At 67.7% G+C, this 26,579-nt stretch carries 23 protein-coding genes; 14 read left to right on the top strand and 9 right to left on the bottom strand.

Annotated elements, in window-relative coordinates; translation table 11 throughout:
* Window position 1 precedes the first annotated feature (1 nt).
* The 4 genes from M8859_RS16700 (at window position 2) to M8859_RS16685 (ending at window position 4,292) form a co-directional block, all read left to right on the top strand.
* The gene (locus M8859_RS16700) at window positions 2-1,099 is read left to right on the top strand and encodes an MCE family protein (RefSeq protein WP_223519649.1); all 1,098 of its coding nucleotides are present in this window, start codon (window positions 2-4) and stop codon (window positions 1,097-1,099) included.
* Window positions 1,100-1,107: 8 nt separating this feature from the next.
* Entirely contained in the window at window positions 1,108-2,199 is a 1,092-nt protein-coding gene (locus M8859_RS16695) for an MCE family protein (protein WP_159923514.1), read from the top strand.
* Window positions 2,196-3,374 (top strand): MlaD family protein, encoded by a 1,179-nt coding sequence (locus M8859_RS16690; protein WP_249644497.1) that lies wholly within the window; start codon window positions 2,196-2,198, stop codon window positions 3,372-3,374. Before M8859_RS16695 ends, M8859_RS16690 begins: the two co-directional genes overlap by 4 nt.
* 132 nt (window positions 3,375-3,506) lie before the next feature.
* Window positions 3,507-4,292 (top strand): hypothetical protein, encoded by a 786-nt coding sequence (locus M8859_RS16685; protein ID WP_159923510.1) that lies wholly within the window; start codon window positions 3,507-3,509, stop codon window positions 4,290-4,292.
* Window positions 4,293-4,366: 74 nt separating this feature from the next.
* On the opposite strand, the gene M8859_RS16680 is transcribed toward M8859_RS16685, so the two are convergent.
* The 6 genes from M8859_RS16680 to M8859_RS16655 all read right to left on the bottom strand — a co-directional run bounded on the left by M8859_RS16680 (window position 4,367) and on the right by M8859_RS16655 (window position 10,065).
* The gene (locus M8859_RS16680; protein WP_159923508.1) at window positions 4,367-4,939 is read right to left on the bottom strand and encodes a ribonuclease H family protein; all 573 of its coding nucleotides are present in this window, start codon (window positions 4,937-4,939) and stop codon (window positions 4,367-4,369) included.
* A 10-nt stretch (window positions 4,940-4,949) separates the two neighbouring features.
* Window positions 4,950-5,420, bottom strand: coding sequence for an SRPBCC family protein (locus M8859_RS16675; RefSeq protein ID WP_159923506.1), 471 nt, complete (start codon window positions 5,418-5,420; stop codon window positions 4,950-4,952).
* A 137-nt stretch (window positions 5,421-5,557) separates the two neighbouring features.
* A complete protein-coding gene (lhgD, locus tag M8859_RS16670) occupies window positions 5,558-6,742 on the bottom strand; it encodes an L-2-hydroxyglutarate dehydrogenase (protein ID WP_195069895.1) in 1,185 nt (394 codons plus the stop codon).
* A gap of 22 nt (window positions 6,743-6,764) precedes the next feature.
* On the bottom strand, window positions 6,765-7,451 hold the full coding sequence (locus M8859_RS16665; protein ID WP_249644496.1) for a hypothetical protein: 687 nt from the start codon (window positions 7,449-7,451) through the stop codon (window positions 6,765-6,767).
* A gap of 353 nt (window positions 7,452-7,804) precedes the next feature.
* On the bottom strand, window positions 7,805-8,596 hold the full coding sequence (locus M8859_RS16660) for a TIGR03084 family metal-binding protein (RefSeq protein WP_249644495.1): 792 nt from the start codon (window positions 8,594-8,596) through the stop codon (window positions 7,805-7,807).
* Between the two features lie 113 nt (window positions 8,597-8,709).
* Entirely contained in the window at window positions 8,710-10,065 is a 1,356-nt protein-coding gene (locus tag M8859_RS16655) for a DUF445 domain-containing protein (protein ID WP_195069897.1), read from the bottom strand.
* Between the two features lie 341 nt (window positions 10,066-10,406).
* Here M8859_RS16655 and lon point away from each other — a divergent pair, with 341 nt between their 5' ends.
* A complete protein-coding gene (gene lon / locus M8859_RS16650; RefSeq protein ID WP_249644508.1) occupies window positions 10,407-12,740 on the top strand; it encodes an endopeptidase La in 2,334 nt (777 codons plus the stop codon).
* Window positions 12,741-12,851: 111 nt separating this feature from the next.
* Here lon and M8859_RS16645 read toward each other — a convergent pair whose 3' ends face one another.
* The gene (locus M8859_RS16645; RefSeq protein WP_195069898.1) at window positions 12,852-13,295 is read right to left on the bottom strand and encodes a PaaI family thioesterase; all 444 of its coding nucleotides are present in this window, start codon (window positions 13,293-13,295) and stop codon (window positions 12,852-12,854) included.
* On the bottom strand, window positions 13,292-13,876 hold the full coding sequence (locus tag M8859_RS16640; protein ID WP_159923494.1) for a TetR/AcrR family transcriptional regulator: 585 nt from the start codon (window positions 13,874-13,876) through the stop codon (window positions 13,292-13,294). The genes M8859_RS16645 and M8859_RS16640 overlap by 4 nt, the downstream gene beginning before the upstream one ends.
* A 270-nt stretch (window positions 13,877-14,146) precedes the next feature.
* Here M8859_RS16640 and M8859_RS16635 point away from each other — a divergent pair, with 270 nt between their 5' ends.
* The 4 genes from M8859_RS16635 to M8859_RS16620 all read left to right on the top strand — a co-directional run bounded on the left by M8859_RS16635 (window position 14,147) and on the right by M8859_RS16620 (window position 18,822).
* Entirely contained in the window at window positions 14,147-15,217 is a 1,071-nt protein-coding gene (locus M8859_RS16635) for a DNA polymerase IV (RefSeq protein ID WP_223519632.1), read from the top strand.
* 37 nt (window positions 15,218-15,254) lie between these two features.
* Window positions 15,255-16,250 carry an oxidoreductase gene (locus M8859_RS16630; protein ID WP_159923490.1) on the top strand — a complete coding sequence of 332 codons (996 nt, stop codon included), beginning with the start codon at window positions 15,255-15,257 and terminating at the stop codon, window positions 16,248-16,250.
* Window positions 16,251-16,467: 217 nt separating this feature from the next.
* Complete coding sequence (locus M8859_RS16625; protein ID WP_159923488.1) at window positions 16,468-17,187, top strand: TetR/AcrR family transcriptional regulator; 720 nt, start codon at window positions 16,468-16,470, stop codon at window positions 17,185-17,187.
* Between the two features lie 156 nt (window positions 17,188-17,343).
* Window positions 17,344-18,822, top strand: coding sequence for an alpha/beta fold hydrolase (locus M8859_RS16620; protein WP_159923486.1), 1,479 nt, complete (start codon window positions 17,344-17,346; stop codon window positions 18,820-18,822).
* Between the two features lie 13 nt (window positions 18,823-18,835).
* On the opposite strand, the gene M8859_RS16615 is transcribed toward M8859_RS16620, so the two are convergent.
* Entirely contained in the window at window positions 18,836-20,716 is a 1,881-nt protein-coding gene (locus M8859_RS16615) for an ABC transporter ATP-binding protein (protein WP_159923484.1), read from the bottom strand.
* Window positions 20,717-21,086: 370 nt separating this feature from the next.
* Between M8859_RS16615 and M8859_RS16610 the strand changes: the two genes are divergently transcribed.
* The 5 genes from M8859_RS16610 to M8859_RS16590 all read left to right on the top strand — a co-directional run bounded on the left by M8859_RS16610 (window position 21,087) and on the right by M8859_RS16590 (window position 26,569).
* Entirely contained in the window at window positions 21,087-23,873 is a 2,787-nt protein-coding gene (locus tag M8859_RS16610; protein WP_159923638.1) for an FAD-binding and (Fe-S)-binding domain-containing protein, read from the top strand.
* Window positions 23,874-24,230: 357 nt separating this feature from the next.
* A complete protein-coding gene (locus M8859_RS16605) occupies window positions 24,231-25,163 on the top strand; it encodes a DNA-3-methyladenine glycosylase family protein (protein ID WP_159923482.1) in 933 nt (310 codons plus the stop codon).
* A 301-nt stretch (window positions 25,164-25,464) separates the two neighbouring features.
* A complete protein-coding gene (locus tag M8859_RS16600) occupies window positions 25,465-25,860 on the top strand; it encodes a DNA-directed RNA polymerase subunit beta (protein WP_236565414.1) in 396 nt (131 codons plus the stop codon).
* A gap of 197 nt (window positions 25,861-26,057) precedes the next feature.
* Window positions 26,058-26,282: a DUF397 domain-containing protein gene (locus tag M8859_RS16595; RefSeq protein ID WP_159923478.1), complete on the top strand. Its 225-nt coding sequence runs from the start codon at window positions 26,058-26,060 to the stop codon at window positions 26,280-26,282.
* 89 nt (window positions 26,283-26,371) lie between these two features.
* On the top strand, window positions 26,372-26,569 hold the full coding sequence (locus tag M8859_RS16590; RefSeq protein ID WP_159923476.1) for a hypothetical protein: 198 nt from the start codon (window positions 26,372-26,374) through the stop codon (window positions 26,567-26,569).
* Window positions 26,570-26,579 lie beyond the last annotated feature (10 nt).

The raw sequence follows: 26,579 nt of genomic DNA, 5'->3' as shown, positions 1-26,579 counted from the left end.
CATGGGCTTTCGGCCCGAGACCGTCGCGAAGACGCTGATGATCAGCGCCGCCGCGCTGACGGTCGGCAGTTGCTCGCTGCTGCCGAGCTCGGTGAACGACGCATTGGGTAATACCCTCCAGATCACCGCGGACTTCGACAACATCGCGGGCATCTACGAGGGCAACCCGATCACGGTGCTCGGGCTCGACGTCGGCAAGGTCGACAAGATCGTGCCCAAGGGCACTCTGGTCGAGGTGCACATGTCGATCGACAAGGACGTGAAGGTCCCGAAGGACGCGGTCGCCGCGATCATCTCGCCGTCCATCGTGACCGACCGGCACATCGAGCTCACCCCCGTCTACACCGGCGGCGAGACCTTGTCCGACGGCGCGCACCTGCCCAAGGCCCGTACCAAGACGCCGGTCGAGCTGGACACGATGATCAAGACCATCGACCAGTTCGCGGCCGCGCTGAAGCCGGAGCCGGGCCAGGAGGGCATCGGCCCGCTGTCCGGCCGGGTGCTCTACCCCATGCTCAACGGCAACGGCGAGAAGATTCGCGACACCCTCAACGCGCTGTCGAGTGCGCTGAAGGTCGGTGTGGACAACAAGGACGCGATCTCCAGCATCATCATCAAGCTGAACGATCTCACCACCATGCTGGCCGAGAACGACCAGTCGGTGCGCGACTTCAGCAACCGGGTCACCCAGATGACCGGCCTGCTCGCCGAGCAGGCCCCCGGCCTGCAGGCCACGCTCGACCAACTGCTCGCCTTCCTGCGGAACACCAGCACCACGTTGACCCAGTACGAGGATCAGTTGTCGGGGACCATGACCGGCCTGACCAACGTGACCCAGCAGCTGCGCGACAACGCTTACGGCCTCACCGAAGTCGCCGACCTGGCGCCGATGGTCATGCAGAACATCGACGGGATCGTCAACCGCGAGCACGGGTACGTCCGGCTGCACGCGGTGATCGGCACCGCGCTGTCGGGTGAGATCGTCAGCCTGTTCTGCGAACGCATCCAAATGAAGGCCGACGGCTGCCGCACCGGGAACATGCAGGACTTCGGACCCGACTACGGGCTCACCGCCGCACTGCTCGGACTGACGAAATGACGTACCGAATGACGATCAAGGCACGCAGGGCGCTGGTCGCCGTGGCCGCGGTGGCCGGTGTGGCGGTCACCTCCGGCTGCGGGCTCACCGTGGAGAAGCTGCCGCTGCCGAAACCGGGTCTGGCCGGAGAGACCTACACCATCCACGCGGTCTTCGAGAACGCGCTGAACCTGCCCGATCAGGCGAAGGTGAAGATCGGCGGCTCGGACGTCGGCGTGGTCACCGACATCAAGACGAAGAACTTCCAGGCCATCGTGGACCTGACCATCAGCAAGGACATCGAGTTGCCCAAGGGCAGCACGGCGGAGCTGCGGCAGGCCACCCCCCTCGGCGACGTGTTCGTCGCGGTGTCCAAGCCCAAGACCGAGCCCGGCGCGGAAATGCTGAACGACGGCGACACGCTCACCCTCGACAGCACCTCCGCGGGCGCGACCGTCGAGCAGTTGCTCATCTCGGTCTCCATGCTGTTCAACGGCGGCGGCATCGCCAGCCTGTCCAAGCTGGGCTCCGAGCTGGACTCCATCGTCGGCGGCCGCGGCGAGCAGCTGGCCCACCTGATCACCGAGCTGACCGGCGTGGTGGGCAGCTTGAACGCCAACTCCGCCCGGATCGACAGCGTGCTCGGCGAGTTCAGCACTCTCGCCAACACGCTCGAGGGCAGGCGGGCACAACTGGGCGAAGTGGCCGACACGCTGCCGCAGATGATCGGCGCCGTCGCCGAGAACAACCGGGCCATCGGCGATCTGCTGACCAAGTTGTCGACGGCCAGCGCCGCACTCGGCAATTACGCCGACACCTCCAGCGAACAGCTGACCGGACTGCTGGAGAACACCCGCCAGCTGATGGACGCGATAGCCAAGACCGGTGACGGCTTCGGCGTACTGCTGGACCGGCTGCGGGAGATCCGGCCGAAGGTCGACGCGACCTTCCGCGGCAGCAGCTTCGCGGTGTACGCGACCGCGACCAACCTGGACATCAGCGCGCTCACCGATCCGGAGCACGGCAAGTTCCAGGATCTGCACGACTTGCAGGACTTCGCGGGCAGCCTCATCCAGGTGCTGCAACTGGTGCAGGGCCGGATCGCGGGAGGACAGCGATGAGTTCCCTGCGCAAATTGATCGGACACAAGATATTCCTGTCGAACGTGGGCTTGGTGCTCGTGCTGCTGATCGGCGCGACCTACCTGATGGTGAACGTCATGCGGGTCAACCCGTTGGCGTCCGACTACACGGTGACGGTGAACCTGGACCGCTCCGGCGGTCTACAGCCCGGCAACGACGTGACGCTGCGCGGGTGGCGGATCGGCAAGGTGACCTCGATCGAGCTGACCGATCGCGGTCAGGCCATCGCCGCTACCGCGCAGATCGAGTCCAAGTACAAGATTCCGTTGGACACCCGGATCGCGGTGCAGGCGCTGTCCGGCGCGGGTGAGCAGTACATCGACTTCCGGCCCAACGCCGAGCAGGGGCCGTACCTGGCCAACGGCGCGGTGATCAAGTTCGATCCGGAGAAGATCTACACGCCCACGCCGGTGTGGTCGGTGCTGGACAACTCCAGCGCACTGATCGCGCAGATCAATCCGGACCACTTCCAGGTCATCCTGAACGAGCTGGACATCGCGCTCAGCGGGGGTCCGGATCAGCTGCGCGGCATGATCAACGGGATCAGCCTGGCGATGGCCGGCCTGGACTCATTGCTCCCCCAGACCACGAACCTGATCACCAACCTGCGTACCATCGCCAACACGACGTCCAACGCGCAGCCTGATCTCGCCACTCTGACCAGCAACTCGGCAGTGCTGTTCGAGCAGTTCAACAACGCGAACGCGGAACTGCAACGCGTGCTCGAGCAGGCGCCGGGTCAGCTCACCAGCCTCGGTGCGGTGGTGGACCGGACGGCCGATCCGATCACCAGCCTCGCGACCAACTTCCAGGCGATCACCAAGGCGGCGCAGCTGCGGCTGCCCGCGCTGCGCGCACTGTTCCCCTCGCTCGCACTCGGAGGCGAAGCGCTCGGCGTCCCGGCCCACAACGGCGAATTCCACGCCATGATCGACATCTGGCCGCGGCCGTTCTGCACCTACGACACCCCGAAGATCCGCAACGAGGTCGTGCAGGACGGCACGATCCCGAAGTGGAACTACTGTGAGAACCCTCCGCCGGGTCAGTTGATCCGCGGCGCCGCGAACGCGCCGCGGCCCGACGTGCCGAACAACGGCGCGCACATGCCGCCGGGTGTGGATCCGAACGAGCGGACCCTGCCTCCGGTGCGGTGAGTCGCACCCGGCCCGGCGGCCATCCCGTCGGCCGGGCATACTCGCTGGTGGAACGCCCAAGGTTCGCTCTCGCGAGCCGCTGAAGCCAATCGGGGCGCATCGACGCGCGCCGGGAAAGTGCAGGTTTTATCGATGTCTACCGACGACGCCGAGACCGACAAGGACGCCGAGAGCACGGCCGCCGCCTCCGACAAGGACACCGACGCGGTGACCGGGAAGTCGGAGGATGCCGCTGGCGCGGCGAAGCCCGAGATGTCCAAGGCGGAGAAGGCAGACAAATCCGAGCCGGCCGCGAAGCGTGACTCGCCCAAGGCGGCCGCGCCCTCCGGGAAATCCACGTCGCTCCCGCTGGTGGCCGCGTTCGTGGCCGGTGTGCTCGCGGTCGCGGCGATCACCGCGGTGGTCGTGTTCTTCATGCAGGGCAAGGACCGCGGCGACAAGCTCGACGCGATCCGCGACTCGACCAACGCCGCGTGCACCTTCGGCAAGGACGTCTCGGTCTACGACTATTCGAAGAACCTCGACGACTACTTCACCAAGGTGAAGGCCGGCTCGACGGGCGAGTTCCTCAAGGAGTTCGACGACGCGACCAAGGCGTTGAAGGACGCGATGACGCAGGCGCAGGTCAAGTCGTGGGTCGATGACGTGCAATGCGGCTACCAGTCGGGTGACACGACCTCGGCCAAAGTGCTGGTGACCCTCACGCAGTTCCGGACCAACTTCACCCAGACCAACCCCGAGCGCCAGTTCGTCGTGGTGATCGCCCAGCTGCAGAAATCGGGCGACAAGTGGCTGGTCGAGAAGCTCGATTCGCCGATGCTGAAGGGTGCGGGCACCGGACTGCCGGGCGCTCCCGCGCCGGGCGGAGCTCCGCAGCCCGCACCGTCTGGTCAACCCGCACCGCAGCCGGGCAACTAGCCGAGCGCCTCCGGCGGTGGGCCGAGCCACCACCGCCGGAGGTCATTCGGGCAGCTTTCGGCGATTCGGGCGCATCAGAACAGCGTCAAAGTCTGTGGCGCCGACGGCGCGGCCGCCTTCCCCGCGGCCTTGTCCTTCGGCGCTTCCGGCGCCGTCGACGCTTCCTCCACAGTCACCGCGAGCATTTCCACGGTGTTCGCCTCGGCGACAGCCGCGGTGACCGCGGCCTGCCGAGCCGCTTCTCCGGCCAGTGCGTCGGCCTGCTCGTTGAAGTAGTTACCGACATGTCCCCGAACCCAACGGAACCGGACCGGGCCCGGCCTGCTCGCGATGGCCCGATCGATCTGCCGGACGAGTTCGACATTCTTCACCGCGCCACCGGTGGACGTGCGCCAGCCGTTGACCCGCCACCCTGCCACCCATTCCGAGGCGCACTTGATCGCATAGAGCGAATCGCTCTCGATGAGCAGGGGTTCGGACCCGGGATGGGCGACGATCGCCTCCAGCACCGCGCGCAACTCCGCGACCTGGTTGGTTCCGGACGCGGCTCCTCCGCTCGCCGAGGAGCCCTGATGATTGACCCAAGCCCAGCCGATGGCGCCGCCGGGATTGCGGAGGCAGGATCCGTCGGTGCTCACGATGATCATGGCTGGCACCCTACGCAATCCGACCGACAAGATCGGTACCGTGGAATTCCTCTATCTCCCTCCGTAACCGGGACTCGGTACGCCGTAGCGCCGATTTGACCGCGGCGTCGACAAGGCCGGCGCCGAGTCGCCCGGTGACTCCGCGAGGTGGACTGTACTCCGCCTCGGAGGTCAGCACCGAGCGTCCGTAACCCAACGGGTCGAAACGCAGTCTCAGCGTTCCGGACAATCGCCCCCGCAACGTATACTCGATCACCGCATTGCGGCGGTATTCGGTGATCTCGCAGGCGGAAGTCGGTCGCCACAGCGCGAGGCGTGTGGTGGTGGCGAAAGTCGCGCCGAGTCCGCGGTCCTGATCGCTGGTCGGCACGAAGTCCGCGATGCCGAACATCCAATCCGGTACGAACAGATGGTTGTCCGTGTAGTTGAAAGCGACCTCGACGGGCGCTCCGACGTCACTCGCGTACTTGATGTGGCCCATAGGCCCTCCCTGTCCCACGACTGGCGTTAAAAGTACTACAGCTCTCCTATTTATTCGAGGGCTCTGCGCGATTCGGTGCGCCGTATTGCCGGATTCGACCGAATGGTTGGTTGGGAAGGGTTTGGTCCGGCGCCTGCTCAGAGCTGATCGACGATGTGCTCGGCGATCGGCATGGCCGAAGTCGCCGCAGGTGAGGGGGCATTGAGCAGATGGACCGAGCGCTCGGTGCGCTCGATCATGAAGTCGTGCACCAAAGTTCCGTCTCGCAGAACCGCCTGCGCGCGAATACCCGCTTCCCGCGGGAGCAGATCGGTGAGCGTCAGCTCCGGACAGTAGCGGTGGCACTGCGCGAGATATCCGCGCTTGAACAACGAGTTGCGCAGTTCACGCAGGCCGGTGCGTACGTTCGCCTTGGCGACCCGGTGAAATCCGGGAAACGCGAGAATTTCTCGCGCATCCCTGAGGTCGAGACTGCCTTTGCCGTAGCCCTCCCTGGCGAGCCCGAGCACCGCGTTCGGGCCCACGGTCAGCGCTCCGTCGATCGTCGGGCTCAAATGCACTCCGAGGAACGGCAATTCGGGGTCCGGGATTGGATAGATCAACGTGTTGACCAGTCCGTGCCGCTCCGGCGGCAGCTGGTAGTACTCACCGCGGAAGGGAACGATGCGAAAGTCGGTGCGCAGCCCGGCAGCTCGAGCCATCCGGTCCGCCTGCAGACCAGCGCAGACCACCAGGCGGCGTGCCGTCCACGAGCCGGTCGGGCCTGCGGCGACCACCGCGTCCGAGTTCTCGGTGAGCGCGGTGATTTCGGTGCCGAGCACGAATTCCCCACCCGCGCGACGAACTTCATCGGCGAGCGTTTCGGTCACCCGGCTGAAGTCGACGATGCCGGTGTCGGGAACGAACAGTGCGCCGACCCCGGTGACGCGCGGCTCGCGCCGAGCGAGTTCCGCCGCATCGATCAGCTCGACGGACACGCCATTGGTGATCGATCGTTCGTGGAGCGCGAGCATGCGTCCGTATTCGGCGTCGTCGGTGGCGACCAGGAGTTTGCCGCACACCCGATACGGGATGTCGTGGCGCGCGGCGAAATCCTTGGTCCAGCGCGCACCCCGGCGGCACAGCGTGGCTTTCAGGCTGTCCGGCGGATAGTAGATGCCGGAGTGGATGACGCCGCTGTTGTGCCCGGTTTGGTGGGCGGCCAGATGCTGCGCTTTTTCCAGCAGCACCAGGCTCGCACCGGGGTTGCGCGCCAGAATCCGGTGCGCGGTCGCGACGCCGACTATGCCGCCGCCGATGACGCAGAAGTCGTAGGCGCTCATGCCGAGCAGGGTAAACGGTAGGTCACACCGCCACGGAATTCGCTGTCCCGAGCGCGGGTTCGGCGGGGTGCTGGCGGCGGTCTCCGTCCGGCGATGGGGTTGCGGCGGGCGCGGCGTGACGATCGAGGCGCAGATCGTGCTCGCCGAGCTTCGGATCGGAGAACGCCAGTCGCACTTCACCGCTCCGAGTGTCGACGTCGGTGCGCATAGTGGTGACAGCGGACTCGTCCGGCTGCTGCGGCGCGGGTTCGGAATGGAGGAAATCCGTCAGCATCGTGAAGGCGTTCGTGTCCACGGTGACGGAGACGGTGTCGTGCTGGACTTCCGCGACCTGCGCACCGACATAGGCGTCGCCGAGCCGGACTTTGCCGCCGATAGGTGCGGGCGCGGTCGGCGCGGTCGGCTCTGTCGGCGAAATAATATGCGGGGCAGAGGTTTCCGGCTCGGCGGCACGTGGAGCGGAAACCGCCGCGGGCAAGACGAAGCTGCTGCCGGTCAATGCCGGATAGGGGACGGCTCTGTGTCCCTGGTCGGGCTCGTGCGGGGTCTGCGGGGCTGTCGGCGCGGCGAGCCGGGTATCGGGGCGCTGTGAGTCGGCGATCTGTTGGACGACATAAGCGCCGGCCGCGGCGGTCAGGCTCAAGCTGGCGGCACCGGCGAGCACGACGGCGGCATGCCGCGCGACCTGGGCAGGTCGGTGTGCTGTCACGATGCGTTCCTTTCCCTGCGATGCTGCTCCCACAGGCGACCAGCACCATGGGAAGCTGTACGCTCGTCCAGATTACCTGTGGGATCGGGGAGAGTGCCGCGTCGAAGAGAGCGGGATCACATCGACGCTCGGTCGTAAGGCCGAAAAATCACAGGTCCCCACCATGGACATGGCGTCGATGTTTCCGCGAACGCAGCGGCGGGTAAATATCATTCAGCTGGCGAGCGTCATTCTCGACTGCCACCTCGAGACACCCGGCCAACGGCGTCCGGCCGTCGACATGAACACGGCGCACCCAAGTGTGGCGCTCGCCCGCTCCCGAATCGTCATCGATCGGGTCGGGTGTGGGCGGGTCAGGCGAACTGGCCCGCTGTCCGCCCCGTACCCGTCGGACCTGCGAAAGCCTGCGCGATAGTGAGCCATTCCGCGGCGTCGTCGCCGTGCGCCACGAGCGCCAGGTCGTCCGGATGACGGCGCTGGGTCACCAGTAGGCAGAAGTCGAGCGCAGGCCCGGTCACGCGCTGCTCGGCGGTCTCGGGGCCCCACGACCAGATCGTGCGATCAGGCGCGATCAGCTCGACCCGGAATTCCGCCGCCGGGGCGGTCTTTCCGTGCACGGTGTAGGCGAAGTTCCTGGTGCGGACGCCGATATGGGCCACGGTGCGCAGGCGCTCCGTCGGCCTGCGGTACACGCCGAGCGCGTCGGCCACATCCTGCCCGTGCGCCCAGGTCTCCATGATGCGGGCGGTGATCATCGACGCGGCGCTCATCGGCGGACCGAACCACGGCAGTTTGACCCCCGCGGGCACGGCGCGCAGCGCGGCGGTGAGCGACGCGCGGCCACGCCGCCATCGATCGAGCAGGTCGGCCGGGGGTTCGGTGGCGGCTTTCTCGGCCGCCTCGTCGACGAACGTGAGAGCACGAGGGCCGGCCTCGGCCAGCAGCTTCTGAAAGCCTTCGGCGTCCGCGGCGGCGATCGTCGCGACCTCGTCGGTCCAGGCCAGATGGCCGATCTGATGGGCGATGGTCCAGCCGGCCGCAGGTGTGGCGCGCGCCCACTCCTCGACGGCCAACGGGCCGACGAGTCGTTCCAGGTCCGCGCATTCGTCGGCGAAATCGCCGAGCAGCGCCTCGAGGTCAGCCATCCGTTCCCCTACCGATCCGGGCACACCGCCTCGTGCGCCGCCGCCGTCCAGCATCGCAGCGGGACCAAAAAAAGGCAAGCATGCTTGTTTTATCTTGCCCGCAAAGAGCCTCGCTACCAGCCGAAAGCCACCAGGTGGGCCGCCCCGACGACGAGGCCGAGCACCGCGCCGTGCAGATACAGCAGCCAGGCGTCCTGTTCCACGGACGCGTAGAACATCTCCATGAACTCCCCCGGCGTAAGGTCTCGCAATTTGCGCGCCGCGAATTCATCGATGGTCTTGGCCTGCTCCAGGTTGAATTCTTCGTCCTCGGTCAGGGTCGGAGCCAGACCGACCGCGGCGCCCGCCGCGCCCACCGTGAGGTTGTCGAACTGGCGACGACCCAGAGCCGCCCGCACCAGTGTGGTGGTCGGCCCGAGTTGACGATTGATCTCGTCGGCGATCAACCGTTCCAGCAGTTGCCTGGTCTTGTCCCCGTTCGGGCCCTCCAGCAGTTCCTCAGACAGGTTCGGCAGCGTCAACACCTGGTAGGCCAGGATATGGGCCAGATCGGTCGCCGCCTGCGGCTGTCGTTTCGCCAGCAGCGCCTGCTTCCACAGGTACTTGTACCTCGGTTGCGGGTCGCCGGGCTCGAACACCATCTTCACCGCGATGACGTTGACGATCACACCGATCGCCGCCGAGGCGAGCAGGACGATCACCCAGCCCGGAACCCAGCCGAATACCGGAATGTGCTGGTGTACATGCAGATACAGGGCCAGCAGCACGCCGAAGGGAGCGCCGAGCAAGCCGATGCGCACCATGAAGCGCAGCTCGGGCGCCGCGATGGTGGTGGTCAGGTCCTTCAGGATGGCCGGGTTCTGCTGGAGGTAGCGGATCACGAAGCTCTTGATATCGATGAGCTGGTCGACGTTGTCGCCGAGCGAGGCGAAAGCGCGGCGTGACAGCGCGGGCAGTTCGCGATCCACCCGCTGGTAGATCAGCTGTTTGGCGGCGCGCGGCACCGTGCGCCACAGGTCCGGGTTCTCCCGGTACATCAGCTCGTCGACCAGCGGCCGCACCTGCTGGCGCGCGAGCACCGCGACGTAGTCGGCGATGCCGTCGAGGTCGAGTTCGTGGATGAAGTCCTTCGGGCTCCCGATCCGCATCAGCGCCTTGTCCACGCAGATGCTGGCCATCTTTTCCGCACGCGCCGGTATGAAGCCCTGGAATCCGAGGCGGCGGCCGTCGCCGGAGAAGGTGGGCAACACCTGGACCCGGCGCGGGAAGTAGGGATAGAGCACGTGCAGGCCCGGGATGCGGATGCCGCGGAAGCGGATCGGCCAGAACAGCATCAGCACGCCGGTCCAGTTGGTCAGCCAACCGGCCAGCGCGCTGAAGATCGGGAACGTGATCAGGTCGACCACGAATTTCGGCTGCCCGGTCAATCCTTCCCAGTCGATGAACACGCCAGCGGCGAGCGACGACATGGATAGGACTCCCTAAGCCGATCCGGCGGTACCGCCGGTATGAGATATCAAGGCCCCCACGTTCTCATTGCCTTGGACGGGGTGTCAACGAGGAGTATCCGGCGAATCGGAAGTCGAATGGCGGGGCGAGGATCCGAAGAGGCTCGGTGTCCGCGTCCGTGGCGCGCGTCACAGTTCCGAGTGGGGAATTCGCCGTCGGCGAACGTTCGGTCGTGGACGGAACAAACCCGAACCATCGCGGGTTGAGTAGGCATCGCTCAACTTTTGGAAGGGTCGAAGACGTGACTACACCACAGAACCTGCCGGTGCTGTTCCTGACCGATCCGATCGTGCTGCCGGGCATGGTCGTGCCCATCGAACTGGACGAATCGGCGCAGGCCGCGATCGATGCCGCGCGCGCCGCCGGGACCGACGCCGTGCTGCTCGCGCCGCGCCTGAACGAGGGCTACGCCACCTACGGTGTGGTCGCCACCATCGAACAGGTCGGCCGGATGCGCGGTGGTGCTCCGGCGGCCGTCCTCAAGGCCGAACGGCGCGCAAAGATCGGGCACGGGGTCACCGGCCCCGGCGCGGCCTTGTGGGTCGAGGCGGAGCCGGTCGAGACTTCAGCCCTGGACGGCCGCACCAAGGAACTGGCCGCCGAATACAAGAAGCTGGTCGTCTCGGTGCTGCAGCGCCGCGAGGCGTGGCAGATCATCGATGCGGTCAATCAATTGACCGATCCGTCGGCCATCGCCGACACCGCGGGTTACGCCACGTACCTCACTTCCGAGCAGAAGCGTGAACTGCTCGAGACCCCCGAGGTGGCCAAGCGGCTCGCCACCCTGATCGAGTGGACCAAAGCGCACATCGCCGAGGCCGAGATCAGCGAGAAGATCAGCGAAGACGTGCGCGAGGGCATGGAGAAGAGCCAGCGCGAATTCCTGCTGCGCCAGCAGCTCAACGCCATCCGCAAGGAACTCGGTGAGGACGAGCCGGACGGCGCCGACGATTACCGCACCCGCGTCGAGCAGGCCGATCTACCCGACACGGTTCGCGAAGCGGCGCTGCGCGAGGTCGGCAGGCTGGAGCGAGCCAGCGATCAGAGTCCGGAATCCGGCTGGATCCGGACTTGGCTGGACACGGTGCTCGAGCTGCCGTGGACGGTGAAGACCACCGACAGCACCGATGTGTCGGCCGCCCGCGCGGTCCTGGACGCCGACCACCACGGTCTGGACGAGGTCAAGGACCGCATGGTGGAGTACCTGGCCGTCCGGGCTCGCCGTGCGGCCCGGGGCTTGGAGGTCGTCGGCGGACGCGGCTCCGGCGCGGTGCTGGTGCTGGTCGGGCCGCCCGGCGTCGGCAAGACATCGCTGGGTGAGTCCGTGGCGCGGGCGCTGGGCCGCAAGTTCGTCCGCGTGGCTCTGGGTGGCGTACGCGACGAGGCCGAGATCCGTGGCCACCGCCGGACCTACGTCGGCGCACTGCCCGGTCGCATCGTCCGCGCCATGAAGGAAGCCGGTTCGATGAACCCGGTCGTCCTGCTGGACGAGATCGACAAGGTCGGCTCGGACTTCCGCGGCGACCCGGCGGCCGCCCTGCTCGAGGTGCTGGACCCGGCGCAGAACCATACGTTCCGCGATCACTACCTCGATCTGGACCTGGACCTGTCCGACGTGCTGTTCATCGCCACGGCGAACGTGATGGAGACCATCCCCGGCCCGCTGCTGGACCGGATGGAGCTGATCACCGTCGATGGCTACACCGAGGACGACAAGGTGGCCATCGCCCGCGACTTCCTGGTGCCGCGGCAGCTCGAGCGCAACGCGTTGACCGCCGACGAGGTGACGGTCAGCGAGGAGGCGCTGCGGGAAATCGCGGCCAACTACACCAGGGAGGCCGGGGTCCGGCAGATGGAGCGGCTGATCGCGAAAGCGTTGCGCAAGGCCGCCACTCGGCTGTCGGAGCGCGAGAGTGTTCCCGCTGCGGCGGGTTACGACCCCGAACTGGGCTACGAGGTGCCGGTCGAGGAAGCACTGACGATCGGATTGGACGACTTGAAGGACTACCTGGGTCGTCCGCGCTTCACCCCCGATTCGGTGGAACGCACCGCCGTCCCGGGTGTGGCCACCGGCCTCGCCGTCACCGGCGCGGGCGGCGACGTCCTCTACATCGAGGCGAACGCCGCCGAGGGCGAGCGCTCCCTGACGCTCACCGGCCAGCTCGGCGACGTCATGAAGGAGTCCGCGCAGATCGCGCTGACCTACGTGCGCTCCCACCTGGAGGAAATCGGGATCGAGCCGTCGGTGCTTGATCGCAACATCCACATCCACTTCCCGGCGGGCGCGGTGCCGAAGGACGGGCCGTCCGCGGGCGTCACGATGGTCACCGCTCTGGTGTCGCTGGCGCTGGGTCGTCAGGTGCGATCGGATGTCGGCATGACCGGTGAGGTCACGCTGAACGGCCGGGTGCTGCCGATCGGCGGCGTGAAGCAGAAGCTGCTCGCCGCCCAGCGGGCGGGGTTGAAGACGGTCTTCATCCCGGCGCGCAACGAGCCGGATCTGGACGACGTCCCGGCGGAAGTGCTGGCCGCGCTGGATGTCCGCCCCGTCGCCGACGTGGCCGACATCCTGGCCTACGCCATCGAACCGGTCACCGAATCGGCTTTGGGCCCTGCCTACGCGGCAACCGCCTGACCTGTGCTGGAAGGGCCGGGCACGGAGAATGCTCCGTGCCCGGCCTTTCGTCTGCCGCACGGCGCGCGAGCTGGGCGCACTGGGTCCACGACGATTCGCGCGTGGGGCGAGTCAGGCGGGGTTGGAGTTCGTCAGGTCGCTTTCCGCGAGCCGGGTGGTGCCTTGTGCCACCGCGCACAGGATCGGTTCACGGTCGGCGCTCTCCGCGTAGATCCGGCAGTGGGCAACCGCCTGGCGGCGCGTCGACCCGGTGACGGATGCCTCGGCGCGCAACCGAGTGCCCGCGCCCGGTCGCAGGTAGGTGATGGTGAAACCGCCGGTGAGCACGTTCGCGCCGAGAACCGTCCCCGCGGCGAAGGTGAGGGCGTTGTCGGCGGCGTAGGCGAGCACGCCGCCGTGCACGTAGCCGAACTGCTGGGTCAGTTCGCGGCGCAACGGGATGATCAGGGTGGCGGCTCCGTCGCCGAAGGCGGTGATCTCGGTGCCGACCAGGTCGGCAAAAGGCTGTGCGGCCAGCACTTTCCTGGCGCTGTCGAGGCTCATGGCTGTTGTCATCGGGATACCTCTTGCGCGGCTCGGGTGCGATCGGCGGCGAGGGCGAGCCATGCGGCGTCGGCGAGTTCGCCCGCGACTTCGGCCGGGGCGATGCGCATCTCGCCGCCCAGCCACTGCCGCGTGTATTCCTGCGCGGGGCCCAGCCACAGCGCGTAGACCAGATCGACCGGCAGATCACGCACCACCCCGTATCCGGCGTGCGTGCGCCACCAGCGCGTCACATCGGACAAGAAGCGGCGATTGCTCTCGCTCTCGCGCACTCCTGGCGGACGGGCGGAGGTGAGCACCGTGGCCCGGTACTGGTTCTCGCTCACCCACCGCAAGTGCTCGCGCACGCCGGAGGTGACGCCCGCACGCGCGTCGGTGCTGTCGCCCACTACCGCCCAGAAATGCTTCTGGTAGTCCGTCAGCGCGTTGGCCCACACCTGCCGGTAGAGGTCGGCCTTGTCCGGGAAGTGGTGGTAGAGCGCCCCCACGCTGGCGCCCGCCGCGTCCCGGATCTGCGTCAGCGTCGCGTCGAGCGCACCGTGCTCGGCGAACTGGCGCTCGGCCGCCAGCAGCAACCGATCTCGAATCTTCATATACCGAATTTAATTCTGTTTCTCGGGCAGCGCAATGCGCATGGCGAGACGTGCTTCCTCGACGGCATGGGACTGCCGGGCGAACATCGGCGGATCTGCCTGGCAGCGGCGGGCAGTTCGCACCCTGATGGCGGGTCCGGCACCCTGGGAACGGTCCAGCGAGGTGTCCGCGGGACACACGCACGCTCGCGGCGCGGTGGAAACGCCGGTCGGCCGCCGATTCGCACTGGAATTACGCATGGTGTCGCAGCACTGCGGTAAGAACGGCATGTGGCCAGATGGCTGTTGCACGTCGATCTCGACCAGTTCCAGGCGGCGGTGGAATTCCGCCGTCATCCGGAACTGCGGGGACTGCCGGTCATCGTCGGCGGCCACGGCGATCCCACCGAGGCGCGCAAGGTGGTGACCTGCGCGTCCTATCCGGCGCGCGCGTTCGGCGTGCGGGCCGGGATGCCGTTGCGCAGCGCCCAGCGCAAGTGCCCCGACGGCGTCTTCCTTCCCTTGGACATGACCGCCTACGAGGACGCCTCCGACGAGGTCATGGCGCTGCTGCGGACGTTTCCCGGGCGGGTCGAGGTGTGGGGCTGGGACGAGGCGTTCCTCGCCGCCGACACCGACGACCCTGAGGCCCTCGCGCACCAGGTGCGCGCCGCCATCGCCGGACTGGAACTGACCTGCTCCATCGGCATCGGTGACAACAAGCTCACCGCCAAGCTCGCGACCGGTTTCGCCAAATCGGCGGGCAAGTCCTCGGCCGAGCCCGTGGCCGGCGCGGGCGCCGCCACGGGCGTCTTCCGGCTCACCGCGGCGAACTGGACCGAAGTGATGGCCCATCGCCCGACGAACGCGCTGTGGGGTATCGGCGACCGAATCGCCGCGCGTCTCGCCGACCTCGGCATCCGAACCGTCGGCGACCTGATGGCGGCCGACCGGCATCGTCTCGCCGCGGAGTTCGGGCCGAACACCGGGCCGTATCTCCGGGTGCTCGGCCACGGCAAGGGCGATACGGATGTCACCACCGAACCGCGAATCCCCGTAGGTCGCAGCAAATCCGAGACCTTCCCGCACGATCTGACCGATCCCGGCGAGATCCGCGCCCAAGTCGCGCGACTGGCCACCGAGGTCGCCGAGGAGATGGCCGCGGCAGGCCGGATCGGCACCCGTGTTTCCGTGACGGTGCGCACCAACACCTTCTATACCCGCAGTAAACAGGAGAAACTCCCCGAACCGACCATCGACGTCGCGCGGATCGCCGAGACCGCGCTGCGGATCGTCGACCGGTTCGACCTCGACCGGCCGGTTCGTCTGCTCGGCGTCCGGCTGGAACTCGTGCCGCAGTAGCTCCCGGACCCGTCCGGACACTCGTATGCTCGTCCGCATGGAGTTCTGGGCGATGGTGGCACACGAATCGGATAGCGGGATCGTCCTGACCCGGCAGCAGGTCGGCGAGGATTTCCTCGGGCCGGGCGACGTGACGATCAAAGTGCACTACTCGAGCGCGAACTACAAGGACGCTCTGGCGATCACCAAGGGCGGCGGAGTGGTCCGCAACTACCCGATCGTGCCCGGAATCGATCTCGTGGGCGAAGTGGTCGAGTCCGCCGACGACGATTTCGCCCCGGGTGACCCGGTGATCGCGCACGGATACGACATCGGCGTTGCACACAACGGCGGCTTCGCCGAATACGCCAGGGTGCCCGCCGAATGGGTGGTCAAGCTGGAGGATCTGAGCCTTCGTGACGCCGCCGCGCTCGGCACCGCCGGTTTCACCGCGGCCCTCAGCGTGCAGGCACTGCTCGATCGCGGTCTCACCCCGGACGCGGGCCCGGTGCTGGTCACGGGCGCGACGGGTGGAGTCGGCAGCGTGAGTATCGACATCCTCTCCGGGCTCGGCTTCGAAGTTATCGCTTCCACCGGCAAGACCGATGCGGGCGACCTGCTCAGTGAGATCGGCGCGAACGAGGTGATCGGAAGGCTGCCCGAGGAGCCGAGCGCCAAGCCGCGGCCCCTGACGAAGGCGCGGTGGGCCGCGGCCGTGGACAGTGTCGGCGGCGCCTCGCTCGCCTACGTTCTCAGCGCCATCGGCTACGGCGGCGTGGTCGCGGCCAGCGGCCTCACCGGCGGATCCGAGCTGCCCACCACGGTGATGCCGTTCATCCTGCGCGGCGTCGCCCTGGAGGGCATCGATTCGGTCAACCTCCCGATCGAGCGCCGTCGCGAAGTATGGTCCCAGCTCGGCAAGGACTTGCGCCCTCAGCATCTTTCGACCCTGGCGAACCACGCCCCGATCACCGAGGTGGAGAAGGTGCTGCGCTCCATTCAGAAAGGCAGCCACCGGGGCCGAACCGTTCTCGGCGTCTCGGGCGAATTCTGATCGTCACCTGTGTGCCTGCGCTCGGCGGGCTCGGGTAGCGCTCGCGGAACCCGGACCGGACGCATGCGGCGCGCGCCGTGACGAGGCCCGGCTCGATCCGTTCGAGCCGGATTTCGGTGGTTGACGGGCCGGGGTTCGGTCCCGCATCGGCACCGGCGAGCGTTGTACGCATTCGCGAACACCGTGCGCTACGCTGGAGATGGACGAAAGGAGTGTCATGCCCGCGGAGAAGCAGCCGGTGGGATCGGTGTGGACGCGCCCGCGGCGCGGCCGGGAGCAACCGGCGCTGACCAGGAAACAGATCGTGGCCGAAGCGGTCGCGCTATTGGACGCGGAGGGCATGGAGGCGCTGAGCATGCGTCAGCTCGGCGCTCGCCTGAACGCAGGCGCCACCTCCCTCTACCGCCACGTGGCCAATCGGGACGAGCTGATCGAACTGGTGGTCGACGAGGTCTACGGTGAGATCGACGTCCCACGGATCGATGACCCGGCGCGATGGCGCGCCGCGGCGCAGGAGTGCGCAACGAGCCTGCGCGCGATGATCCTGCGGCATCCGTGGATGGCCTCGACCCTGGGCCAGGTCGGGCTGTCCTATCTGGGCCCGAACGTTATGCGGCTCAACGACCGGATGGTCGGGCTGTTCGAAGCCGGTGGCTTCCCCGCCGAGGAGGCGGGCGACGGCATCGGCGCCGTCATCAGCTACGTGGTCGGTATCGGCATCACCGAGGCGGCGTATCTGAGCATGCTGACTCGCAGCGGGAAGACGGAGAAGGAGTGGCTGGCCGAGCTGCGACCGGCAGTCGAAGCGGCGGCGCGCGAGTTTCCGCGAGTCGCGCAGGAGAACTGGAACCAGGATCCAGAACGGTTGCGCGAGCGGAAGTTCCGCTACGGACTGGACCGGGTGCTGGACGGGCTCGACGCACGCCGGGCCACCTGACGCGCACCTCGCGCGACGCCGCGCGTGGGAAGGGTGCCACCATCGAAGGCTCCGATCCGATACGGTTCTTCCGCATCCACCCACGTGCTCGCTCCGGTCGAGAGGCGAAGTCTGTTGCCCGCGAAGCCGTTCTGGCGTTCGATTTCGATAGCGGCGGTGTCCGTGCTGCTGGCCGTGCCCGCCTACACCCAGGCCGAGCCGGTGGCCGACCCGTACCCGGCCGGCCTGGACCGGTTCTATCGTCAGCTGCCCGAGTGGAAGCCTTGCGGTGTCGAGAATCTGGACAAAGCTGGTGGCGAGTGCGCCGAAGTTCTGGTGCCGCTGGACTACGGGCGGCCTGGCGATCGCACGATCACCGTGGCGATATCCCGGGTGAAGGCGGGCGATCCGGCACGGCGCCGGGGAGTCCTGCTGTCGAATCCCGGCGGTCCTGGCGGGCCGGGCCTGGACAGCGTGGATCTGCTCGGTGACGTGCTGTCGCCGGATGTGCTGGCGAGTTATGACCTGATCGGGATGGACCCGCGCGGGGTCGGCGAATCCAGCCGCAGTCCCCGGTGCGGGTGGCCGGTCGGCGAGATGGTGCGCTCGGCCGGCTTGGAACCGCTGGGTTTTGTGCACGACACCGTGCAGTCCGCGGGCATGGCCGCGAGCTGCGTCATCCGCGATCCGGATTTGGTGCGGCAGTTCACCACTCGCAACACGGCGCGCGACATGGACATCGTCCGGGCCGTCTTGGGCGAGCAGAAGGTCAACTTCTACGGCTTGTCCTACGGCACCTACCTCGGCGCGGTGTTCACGCAGATGTTTCCCGAGCGCACGGATCGAATCGTGCTCGACAGCGCGATCGACCCGGACCGGTACTGGACCGGCTTGGTGCAGGACTGGGGTCCCGCCGACGAGATCGCGCTGGACGACTGGGCCGTGTGGGCCGCCGCCCGGGACGACGAGTTCCGGCTCGGCGCGACTGCGCAGCAGGTGCGGGCGAAGGTCGAGGAACTGGTGCGCATCGCCGCACGGCAACCGATCGTCATCGATGGGTTCGCGATCGATGACCACTGGCTTCCGTTCATCCTGCACGCCTTGCTGACGAACTTCCGGTTGAACGAGCCGTTGGCCGCGACGGTGCGTGAGATCGCCGATGCCGCGGGCGGCCCGCCGACGACCTCGCGTACGCCCCGGTTGCGCGCCATTGTGCAGGCGCTGCGGGACAACGAGAACTCCGTGCTGGCGCAGATCGCCTGCGGCGATGTCGGCGCACCGATCGATCCCACCTGGTACTGGCGCACCATCGAAGAGAACCGGGCCACGCAACCGGTGTTCGGCGCGCTGGCGGGCAACATCCAGCCGTGCGCCTTCTGGCCTCGCCCGGTCGAACCTCCGACGGTGGTCCGGAACGCGGTGCCCGCGCTCATCGTGCAGGCGACGGGAGATCCACGCACCCCTTACGCCCACGGGGTTCGACTGCATCAGCATCTGTCCGAGTCGCGCATGGTCACTCTGCGCGATGTCCGTATCCATATGACGTTCCGGCCCGAATTGAGCAGTTGCGTGAACGACGCGATCAACACCTACTTCGGCGCGGGGGTGCTGCCGGACACCGACACCACCTGCACCGCGGACCAGACTGCGAGCTAGCCGGTAGCCGCGGTCAGGCCGCGGCCGTGACGGGCTCCTCGGCGAACTGGGTGCGGTACAGCTCCGCGTAGCGGCCGTCGGCGGCCAGCAGTTGGGTGTGCGTGCCACGCTCCACGATCCGTCCCTGCTCGAGCACCAAGATCTGGTCGGCGGCGCGGATCGTCGACAGCCGGTGTGCGATCACCAGCGCGGTCCTGCCCTCGAGCGCTTCGGACAGCGCTTCCTGCACGGCGGCTTCCGAGGTCGAGTCCAACGACGCGGTCGCCTCGTCCAGGATCACCACGCGCGGCTGCTTGAGCAGAAGGCGCGCGATGGTCAGACGCTGGCGCTCACCGCCGGAGAGCCGGTAGCCGCGCTCGCCGACCACGGTCTCCAGCCCGTCCGGCAAGGAAGCGACCAGCTCTCGCAGGCGGGCGCGTTCCAGCGCGTCCCAGAGTTCGTCCTCGGTGGCCTCGGGCCGCGCGAGCAGCAGGTTGGCCCGGATGGTGTCGTGGAACAGGTGCCCGTCCTGAGTGACGAGCCCGACCGTTTCGCGGATCGACCGGCTGGTCAGCTCGCGCACGTCGGCGCCGTTCAACCGCACCGCGCCGCCCTCGACGTCGTAGAGCCGCGAGACCAGCTGGGCGATGGTGGATTTGCCCGCGCCGGACGAGCCGACCAGTGCGATCAGCTGACCGGGTTCGGCCCGCAGCGATACCTGGTGCAGCACCTCCACCCCGCCGCGAGTGTCCAGGTTCGCCACGTCCTCCAGCGAGGCCAGCGACACCTTGTCGGCCGACGGGTAGCCGAAGCTCACCGCGTCCAATTCCACCGCGACCGGGCCCTCCGGAACTGATTTCGCGCCCGGCGCGTCCTCGATCAGCGGTTTCAGGTCGAGCACTTCGAAGACGCGCTCGAAGCTCACCAGCGCGGACATGATCTCCATGCGGGCGCTGGCCAGCGCGGTCAGCGGCGAGTAGAGCCTGGTCAACAGCAGCGACAGCGACACGACCGCGCCCGCGTCCAACTGTCCGCGCAACGCGTACCAGCCGCCGAGCCCGTACACCAACGCGATCGCCAGCGCGGAAACCAGCGTGAGCGAGGTGACGAAGACGGTCTGCAACATCGCGGTGCGCACGCCGATGTCGCGCACCCGGCGCGCCCGCAGTGCGAATTCCGAGGACTCCTGCTCCGGACGGCCGAAGAGTTTGACCAGCGTCGCACCCGGCGCGGAGAAACGCTCGGTCATCTGGGTGCTCATCGAGGCGTTCAACCGGGCCGCTTCCCGCTGCATGTCCGCCAGGCGGTTGCCCATCCGGCGCGCGGGGAGCACGAACACCGGGAGCAGCACCAGCGCGAGCACGGTGATCTGCCAGGAGATGCTGACCATCACGGCGAGCGTCAGCGCGAGGGTCACCAAGTTGGCCACCACGCCGGACAGGGTGTCGCTGAACGCGCGCTGGGCGCCGATGACGTCGTTGTTCAGGCGGCTGACCAGCGCACCGGTCCTGGTCCGGGTGAAGAACGCGACCGGCATCTTCTGCACGTGGTCGAACACGGCGGTGCGCAGATCGAGAATGAGCCCTTCACCGATCCGCGCCGACATCCATCGAATCGCCAGCCCGAGCCCGGCGTCGAACACCGCGAGCACGCCGATCATCGCGGCGAGCAGGACGACCACCCGTGGCGCGTCGCCGCCGACGATCGCGTCGACCACCCGGCCCGCCAGCACCGGCGTCGCCACGGCGAGCACCGCGGACACGACGCTGAGCAGGAGGAACGCGCCGATCCTCCGTTGGTGCCGCGCGGCGAACCGGATGATGCGCTTGGCGGTGGCCAGGCGGAACGGCCGCTGTTCCTGCGGCGCGTTCGCCCGTCGGTACATCTGGCTCCACGCCACGGATTCGATGCTCACGTTCTTCTTCCTCTCGCTCCCCGCCCCATCAAAGACCTGGCCACCGACACTAAGACCTCAACAATGGTTTAGTTCAAGTCGATTCCGCCCGCAGGGCGTTTCCGCCGAGGGCGAAACCGAGATCGTTCGAAGGACCGGCACATGGGCGAGGGCCGCGCGAACGGCCGTGCCGACGCCCCGATACGGACGACGCCACACCGCGGCAGAGAGGCAATGAAACCGCGAGTAGCGGCCCGCCCGAACCAGAGGTGCGGATGCCGAACGAGACCATATGGCGGTGGAAACGCCACGGGACCAGCCACGCCGAGCTGAGCTGGGGCGGCGCTGGAAAACCGACACCACCTAGGCTGGCGGAGTGACCGAGAACCGGATGGCGGCACTACGCGGCAGGATCGCGGGTGAGGTCGACACGTCCGAGCGCCGGCGGGCGGAGTACTCCTCGGACGCGTCGAACTACCGGGTTCTCCCCGCCGCGATCGTCTTCCCTCGGACCGATGAGGACATCGCGCTCACGCTGGAATTCGCCCGTGGCCACGGTTTACCGGTGACCGCGCGTGGCGCGGGAACCTCGGTGGCGGGCAACGCGATCGGCTCCGGGTTGGTGCTCGACTTCAGCAAGCACATGAACAGGATCGTGGCGATCGATCCCGTCGAGCATGTCGCCACCGTGCAGCCGGGCGTGGTGCTTTCGCGATTGCAGCGTGCGGCCCGGCCGCACGGCCTGCGCTTCGGACCGGATCCCTCGACGCAGGATCGCTGCACCTTGGGCGGCATGATCGGCAACAATGCCTGTGGCCCGCGCGCCGTCGCGTGGGGGCGCACCTCCGACACCGTGCGCGAGCTGCGCATCCTGGACGGCACCGGCGCCGAACGCAGGCTGGCCGCCGACCTGTCCGCGGTGCCGGGTCTCGCGGAATTCAGCAGGGCGCATCTCGCCGTGCTGCGCACCGATCTCGGACGCTTCGACCGGCAGGCGTCCGGATACGGCTTGGAACACCTGCTGCCCGAACGGGGCGCGTCGGCGGCGAAGGCGTTCGTCGGGAGCGAGGGCACCTGCGGTCTGCTGCTGGAGGCGACAGTCGAGCTGGTCGAGCTGCCCACGGCCACCGTGCTCACGGTGCTCGGCTACCCAGACATCGCCACCGCCGCCGACGACGTCGCCGCCGTGCTGGCCTGCGCGCCGATCGCGGTCGAAGGCATCGATGCGCGGCTGGTCGACGTGGTCCGCGCGCACGGCGGACGGGTTCCCGACCTGCCGCGCGGCGGCGGTTGGCTCTTCGTGGAGACCGTGGGCCGGTCACCGGCCGACGCGCTGGCCGTCGCGCAGCGCCTGTGCCGGACGGCGGGGGCGGTGGACACCCGGATCGTCACCGACCCCGGGGCCGCGGCCGCGCTCTGGCGGATCCGAGCCGACGGCGCGGGGCTCGCGGGTCGCACACCCGACGGGCGACCGGCGTGGCCGGGGTGGGAAGACGCGGCCGTCCCACCCGCGCGGCTGGGCGCCTACCTGCGTGATTTCGCCGCGCTGACCCGCGACCACGGCGTCGATGGGCTGCTGTACGGGCACATCGGCGACGGCTGCATCCACGTCCGCCTCGATCTTCCGATCGCCGACGCGCCGAATCGATTCCGTGCGTTCCTCTTCGACGCGGCGGAGCTGGTGGTCCGGTACGGCGGTTCGCTCTCCGGCGAGCACGGCGACGGCCGGGCTCGCTCGGAGTTGCTCTCGGTGATGTACTCCCCGGCGGTGCTCGACGTCTTCTCCGGCTACAAGGGGCTGTTCGACCCCGAGGACATCCTGAATCCAGGTGTGCTGGTCGCGCCGCGTCCGAACGATGCCGACCTGCGGCTGGCCGGACTTCCGCGCGTCCGGCCGTCGAGCGGTTACGCGTTCGGAGATGACGACGGCGATGTGGGCGTCGCGGTCCATCGCTGTGTCGGTGTCGGAAAATGCCGCGCCGACGGCGGTTTCATGTGCCCGTCCTACCTGGCCACCCGGGACGAGAAGGACAGCACGCGCGGGCGGGCCCGCGTCCTGCAGGAGGTGGTGCGCGGCGCGCTGCCCTGGTCTTCGGAGGCGGTCGCCGAGTCGCTCGATCTCTGCCTGTCGTGCCGGGCGTGCCGATCGGACTGTCCGGCGGGCGTGGACATGGCCACCTACAAGTCGGAGACGCTGCATCGCCGCTACCGCCGTCGGCCGCGCCCCATCGATCACTACGCACTGGGCTGGCTGCCGCGCTGGTTGTCCGCGGCGAGTCGCATGCCGCGCGTCGTCAACGCGCTGGCAGCCCGGGCCGTGCTGCGTCGAGCCGGTTTGCGAGTGGCGGGCATCGACCCGCGCCGTGACGTGCCACGCCTGGCCCAGCGCACGTTCCGCCGGATCTGGCGCGATCTCGACGAGGGCGCCTTGCTGGCCGAGTCGTCGTATGCCCCCCAGGAGCGGGCCGGAAGCGGCTTGGGCGAGGTGATGCTCTGGATCGACTCCTTCACCGACGCGTTCGATCCGGAGATCGCGCTGGCCGCGGCACGGTTGCTGACCACCCTCGGATACCGCGTCCGGATTCCCGAGCGCCGTGTCTGCTGCGGACTCACCTGGATCAGCACGGGGCAGCTCGAGGGCGCACGTGCCCGGTTACGGTCCACGTTGACCGCGCTGGAGGAGCATGTCGAGGCGGGTGGTCTGGTCGTGGGACTGGAACCGTCCTGCACCGCGGTCCTGCGCGCGGACCTGACGGAACTGTTGCCGGAAGACCCGAGATCGGCCCGGACCGCCGCCGCCGTGCGCACCCTCGCGGAGTTCCTCACCGAACAGCCGACTTGGCGGCCGCCGACGCGAACCGGACAGTCGGTGGTGATTCAGCCGCATTGTCACCAGCACGCGATTTTCGGATTCGATGCCGATCGCCGACTTTTAGCCGGTATGGGCCTTCGAGTGACGGAAATCACTGGATGCTGCGGTCTGGCGGGAAACTTCGGAATGCAGGCCGGCCATTACGACATTTCAATGGCGATAGCGGAGAACGGCATGCTGCCCGCCCTGCGCGCCGCGGGCGAGGACGCGATCTTCCTCGCCGACGGCTTCTCCTGTCGTACCCAAGCCGCTGCCCTAGCAGGGCGAAACGCACGCCATATCGCGCAGTTCCTCTGGGGTAAGTGACCATTTCGCGCGCCCGCCGAGAACTCGAGCGGGCGCGCCGCATGGTTCAGCTGCCGAACGGCAGGGTGCCCGGCGGAATCTGGTAACCCGAGCTGCCCGCGAAAAGCCCACCCCAGGCGTTGAGCAACCAGTTGAGCACATTGGTGATCATCAGAGAACCTCCGTCATGGCTACAGCCAGCTATTTGCCGATCGAGATCAATATCGCGGTGAATCCCATACCGTTACATCCGATTCAGGCAACTGTGATTATGCGCAAGCGGTATGAAAAGGCTTATGGTGTGTCTCGGATAATAATCCGTGTCGCCCGGGTGGAGGGGGACGCGGCACCGCGCGCCGCACCGGGCAGAATGATGCGGTGCGCAACCTGACGGTCGAGCCGGGAGCGAGCCGGACCGTGATCACGGATCGGCCGATCGATCTGGCGTCCACCGTCGCTCCACTCGGCCGCGGCACCGGCGATCCGTGCCACCGGGTGACCGGCGACGGCGCGCACTGGCACGCCTCCCGCCTGCCGACCGGGCCGGTAACCTACCGATTGACCCAGTCCGGTCCGTGCACGGTGCAGGCCCGCGCCTGGGGGCCGGGCGCGGCGGAATTCCTCGATGGTCTCGAGCACATGCTCTGTCTGGACGAGGACGTCTCGGCGTTCCTCCCGGATCATCCGAAGCTCGTCGATGCTTGTCACCGCTTCCCCGGCCTGCGCATGTTGCGCACGGGACTGGTGTTCGAAGCCTTGGTGCCCGCCGTGCTGGAACAAAAGGTGCACACCATCTCAGCGCGGGCGTCGTGGCGCAAGCTGGTGCGGCAGTACGGCGAACCCGCGCCGGGTCCCGCTCCGGAAGGAATGCGGCTGCCGCCGGACGCCGATACTTGGCGGCGGATTCCTTCCTGGGTCTACCACCGGGCCAATGTCGGACCGCAGCGCGCACAGACCATCGTGCGTGCGGCTCGGATCGCCGAGTCGTTGGAGCGCGCGGCGCGGGTCGATCCCGCGGAGGCGGCCCGCATGCTGCGCACTGTCCCCGGTATCGGGGTGTGGACTGCCGCGGAGATCGCACAGCGGGCTTTCGGCGACGCGGACGCGTTGTCGGTCGGCGATTACCACCTGGCCGCCGCCGTCGGTTGGACCCTGCTCGGCCGACCGCTCGATGACGACGCGATGGTCGAGTATCTGGAACCACTTCGTCCGCACCGTTATCGGGCGATCCGCCTGCTGGAAATCAGCGGCCACTTTCACAAACCCAAGTTCGGTCCGCGCACCGCGCTGACGGATCACAGCAGGCACTGAGTCCCCATCATTCACATGCGCACCGTGCCACCGCTATTTTTCCCATTTTTGCCCATTCTTTATCAGTCGATCCCGGTCGGCGCGACGCGAAACTAGAGGTAGTCGCGCCACACTCGGTCATCGCCGCATTCTCATCGGTACGCGAGCGGGAGCCACTGTCGGAACGTAGGGGCTCCGGTATGGCGCGCACCTAAATGGCGAACCACACAACTGCAGGGGGTTGTCAGTGGAACAGAGCTCGCTCAGGGATACACCACGGTCCAGATGTCAGTTCTATCGGCGCGAATGTGATCTGCCCGCCGTGGTCGACCCGCCCGAACTAGGGCGGATCGTGATGCGTGCCGGATCGGTATGGGCGTTGACCATGCCGAGCAGCCTCGGACAGGCGGTCAAGGCGCACATGCAGAGCACACGCGTCCGGCTGGGCCCGATCCTGGCGCACCCTCGCTCGAATCGATGGACTTTCCTGATCGCCCCGGACTTGCCCGAGAGCGATACGCGGCTGTTCGCGGAGCTGTTCCGGCTGAACGTGTCGGTATCCCGCACCGGATCGACGATCGCGTTGCCGTCGCCGACCGCGTCGGTCGGCGCGATCCGCTGCTGGATCATCCCGCCGCGAAACAGGTTTCGTCCCTCCGGCCGAGTTGTGGTCGCGGCCATTCGCGCTTGGGCAGGGCCGCCGTCGCGCCGCCGCTGAGCCGGCGGTGCCGCTGAAATCATCGAACGGAATCATCGTTGCCGCTCGACGTACCGGCCGATTCATGCGGCCGGATTTTCGCCCGACAGTGCCGGTCAGCGGCGGTACTATCGGGCGCGCGTGAGTGCGTCCAGCAGGAGTGCTGGGTTCTCGGTCCGTACACGTCTGCCACGGCAGACAGCGAAGGAGTGCAATTCGTGAGCATTCAGGGGAACGCGAACATAGACCTGACCGGCGCCACGTGGCGGAGGGCGGGGGAAGGCGAGGGGAACGACAGCGTGGAGGTGGCGCTGCTCGCCGACGGACACGTGGGTCTACGCAACGGGAAGGACCCCGACGGGCCGGTGCTGATCTTCACGCCCGGGGAGTGGGCCGCGTTCACGGCTGGTGTGCACGACGGTGAGTTCGACCGGCCGCAGTAGGGCACGAAGGCGTCCGAGGATCACGAAACGACACTTTTTCGGCAACGAAAAGGCGTTTGCCGAGGCCGAGCACGGGTATTTCTTTATGCGTGGACCGAGGGCTCAAAAGCTCCCATTCCCGGTACAAGAAATTGCGGCCTGGCGATTGGGTGGAATGGCTGATCGTCGCACTGTTGTTCGCGGTGTCGGCGGTCGGAGTCTTCGTCCTCACCAACTCGTTGCTGTCGGCTCTGTTCGTCGGCTTGCTGGTGTGGATCGTCGCCCTCGGTGTAGTGGCAACTCTGTAAGGGTGCGCCG

The organism is Nocardia sputi (assembly GCF_023501985.1).
Note: the sequence above shows the minus strand (reverse complement) of the source record. Positions and strands in the feature narration are given on the sequence as shown.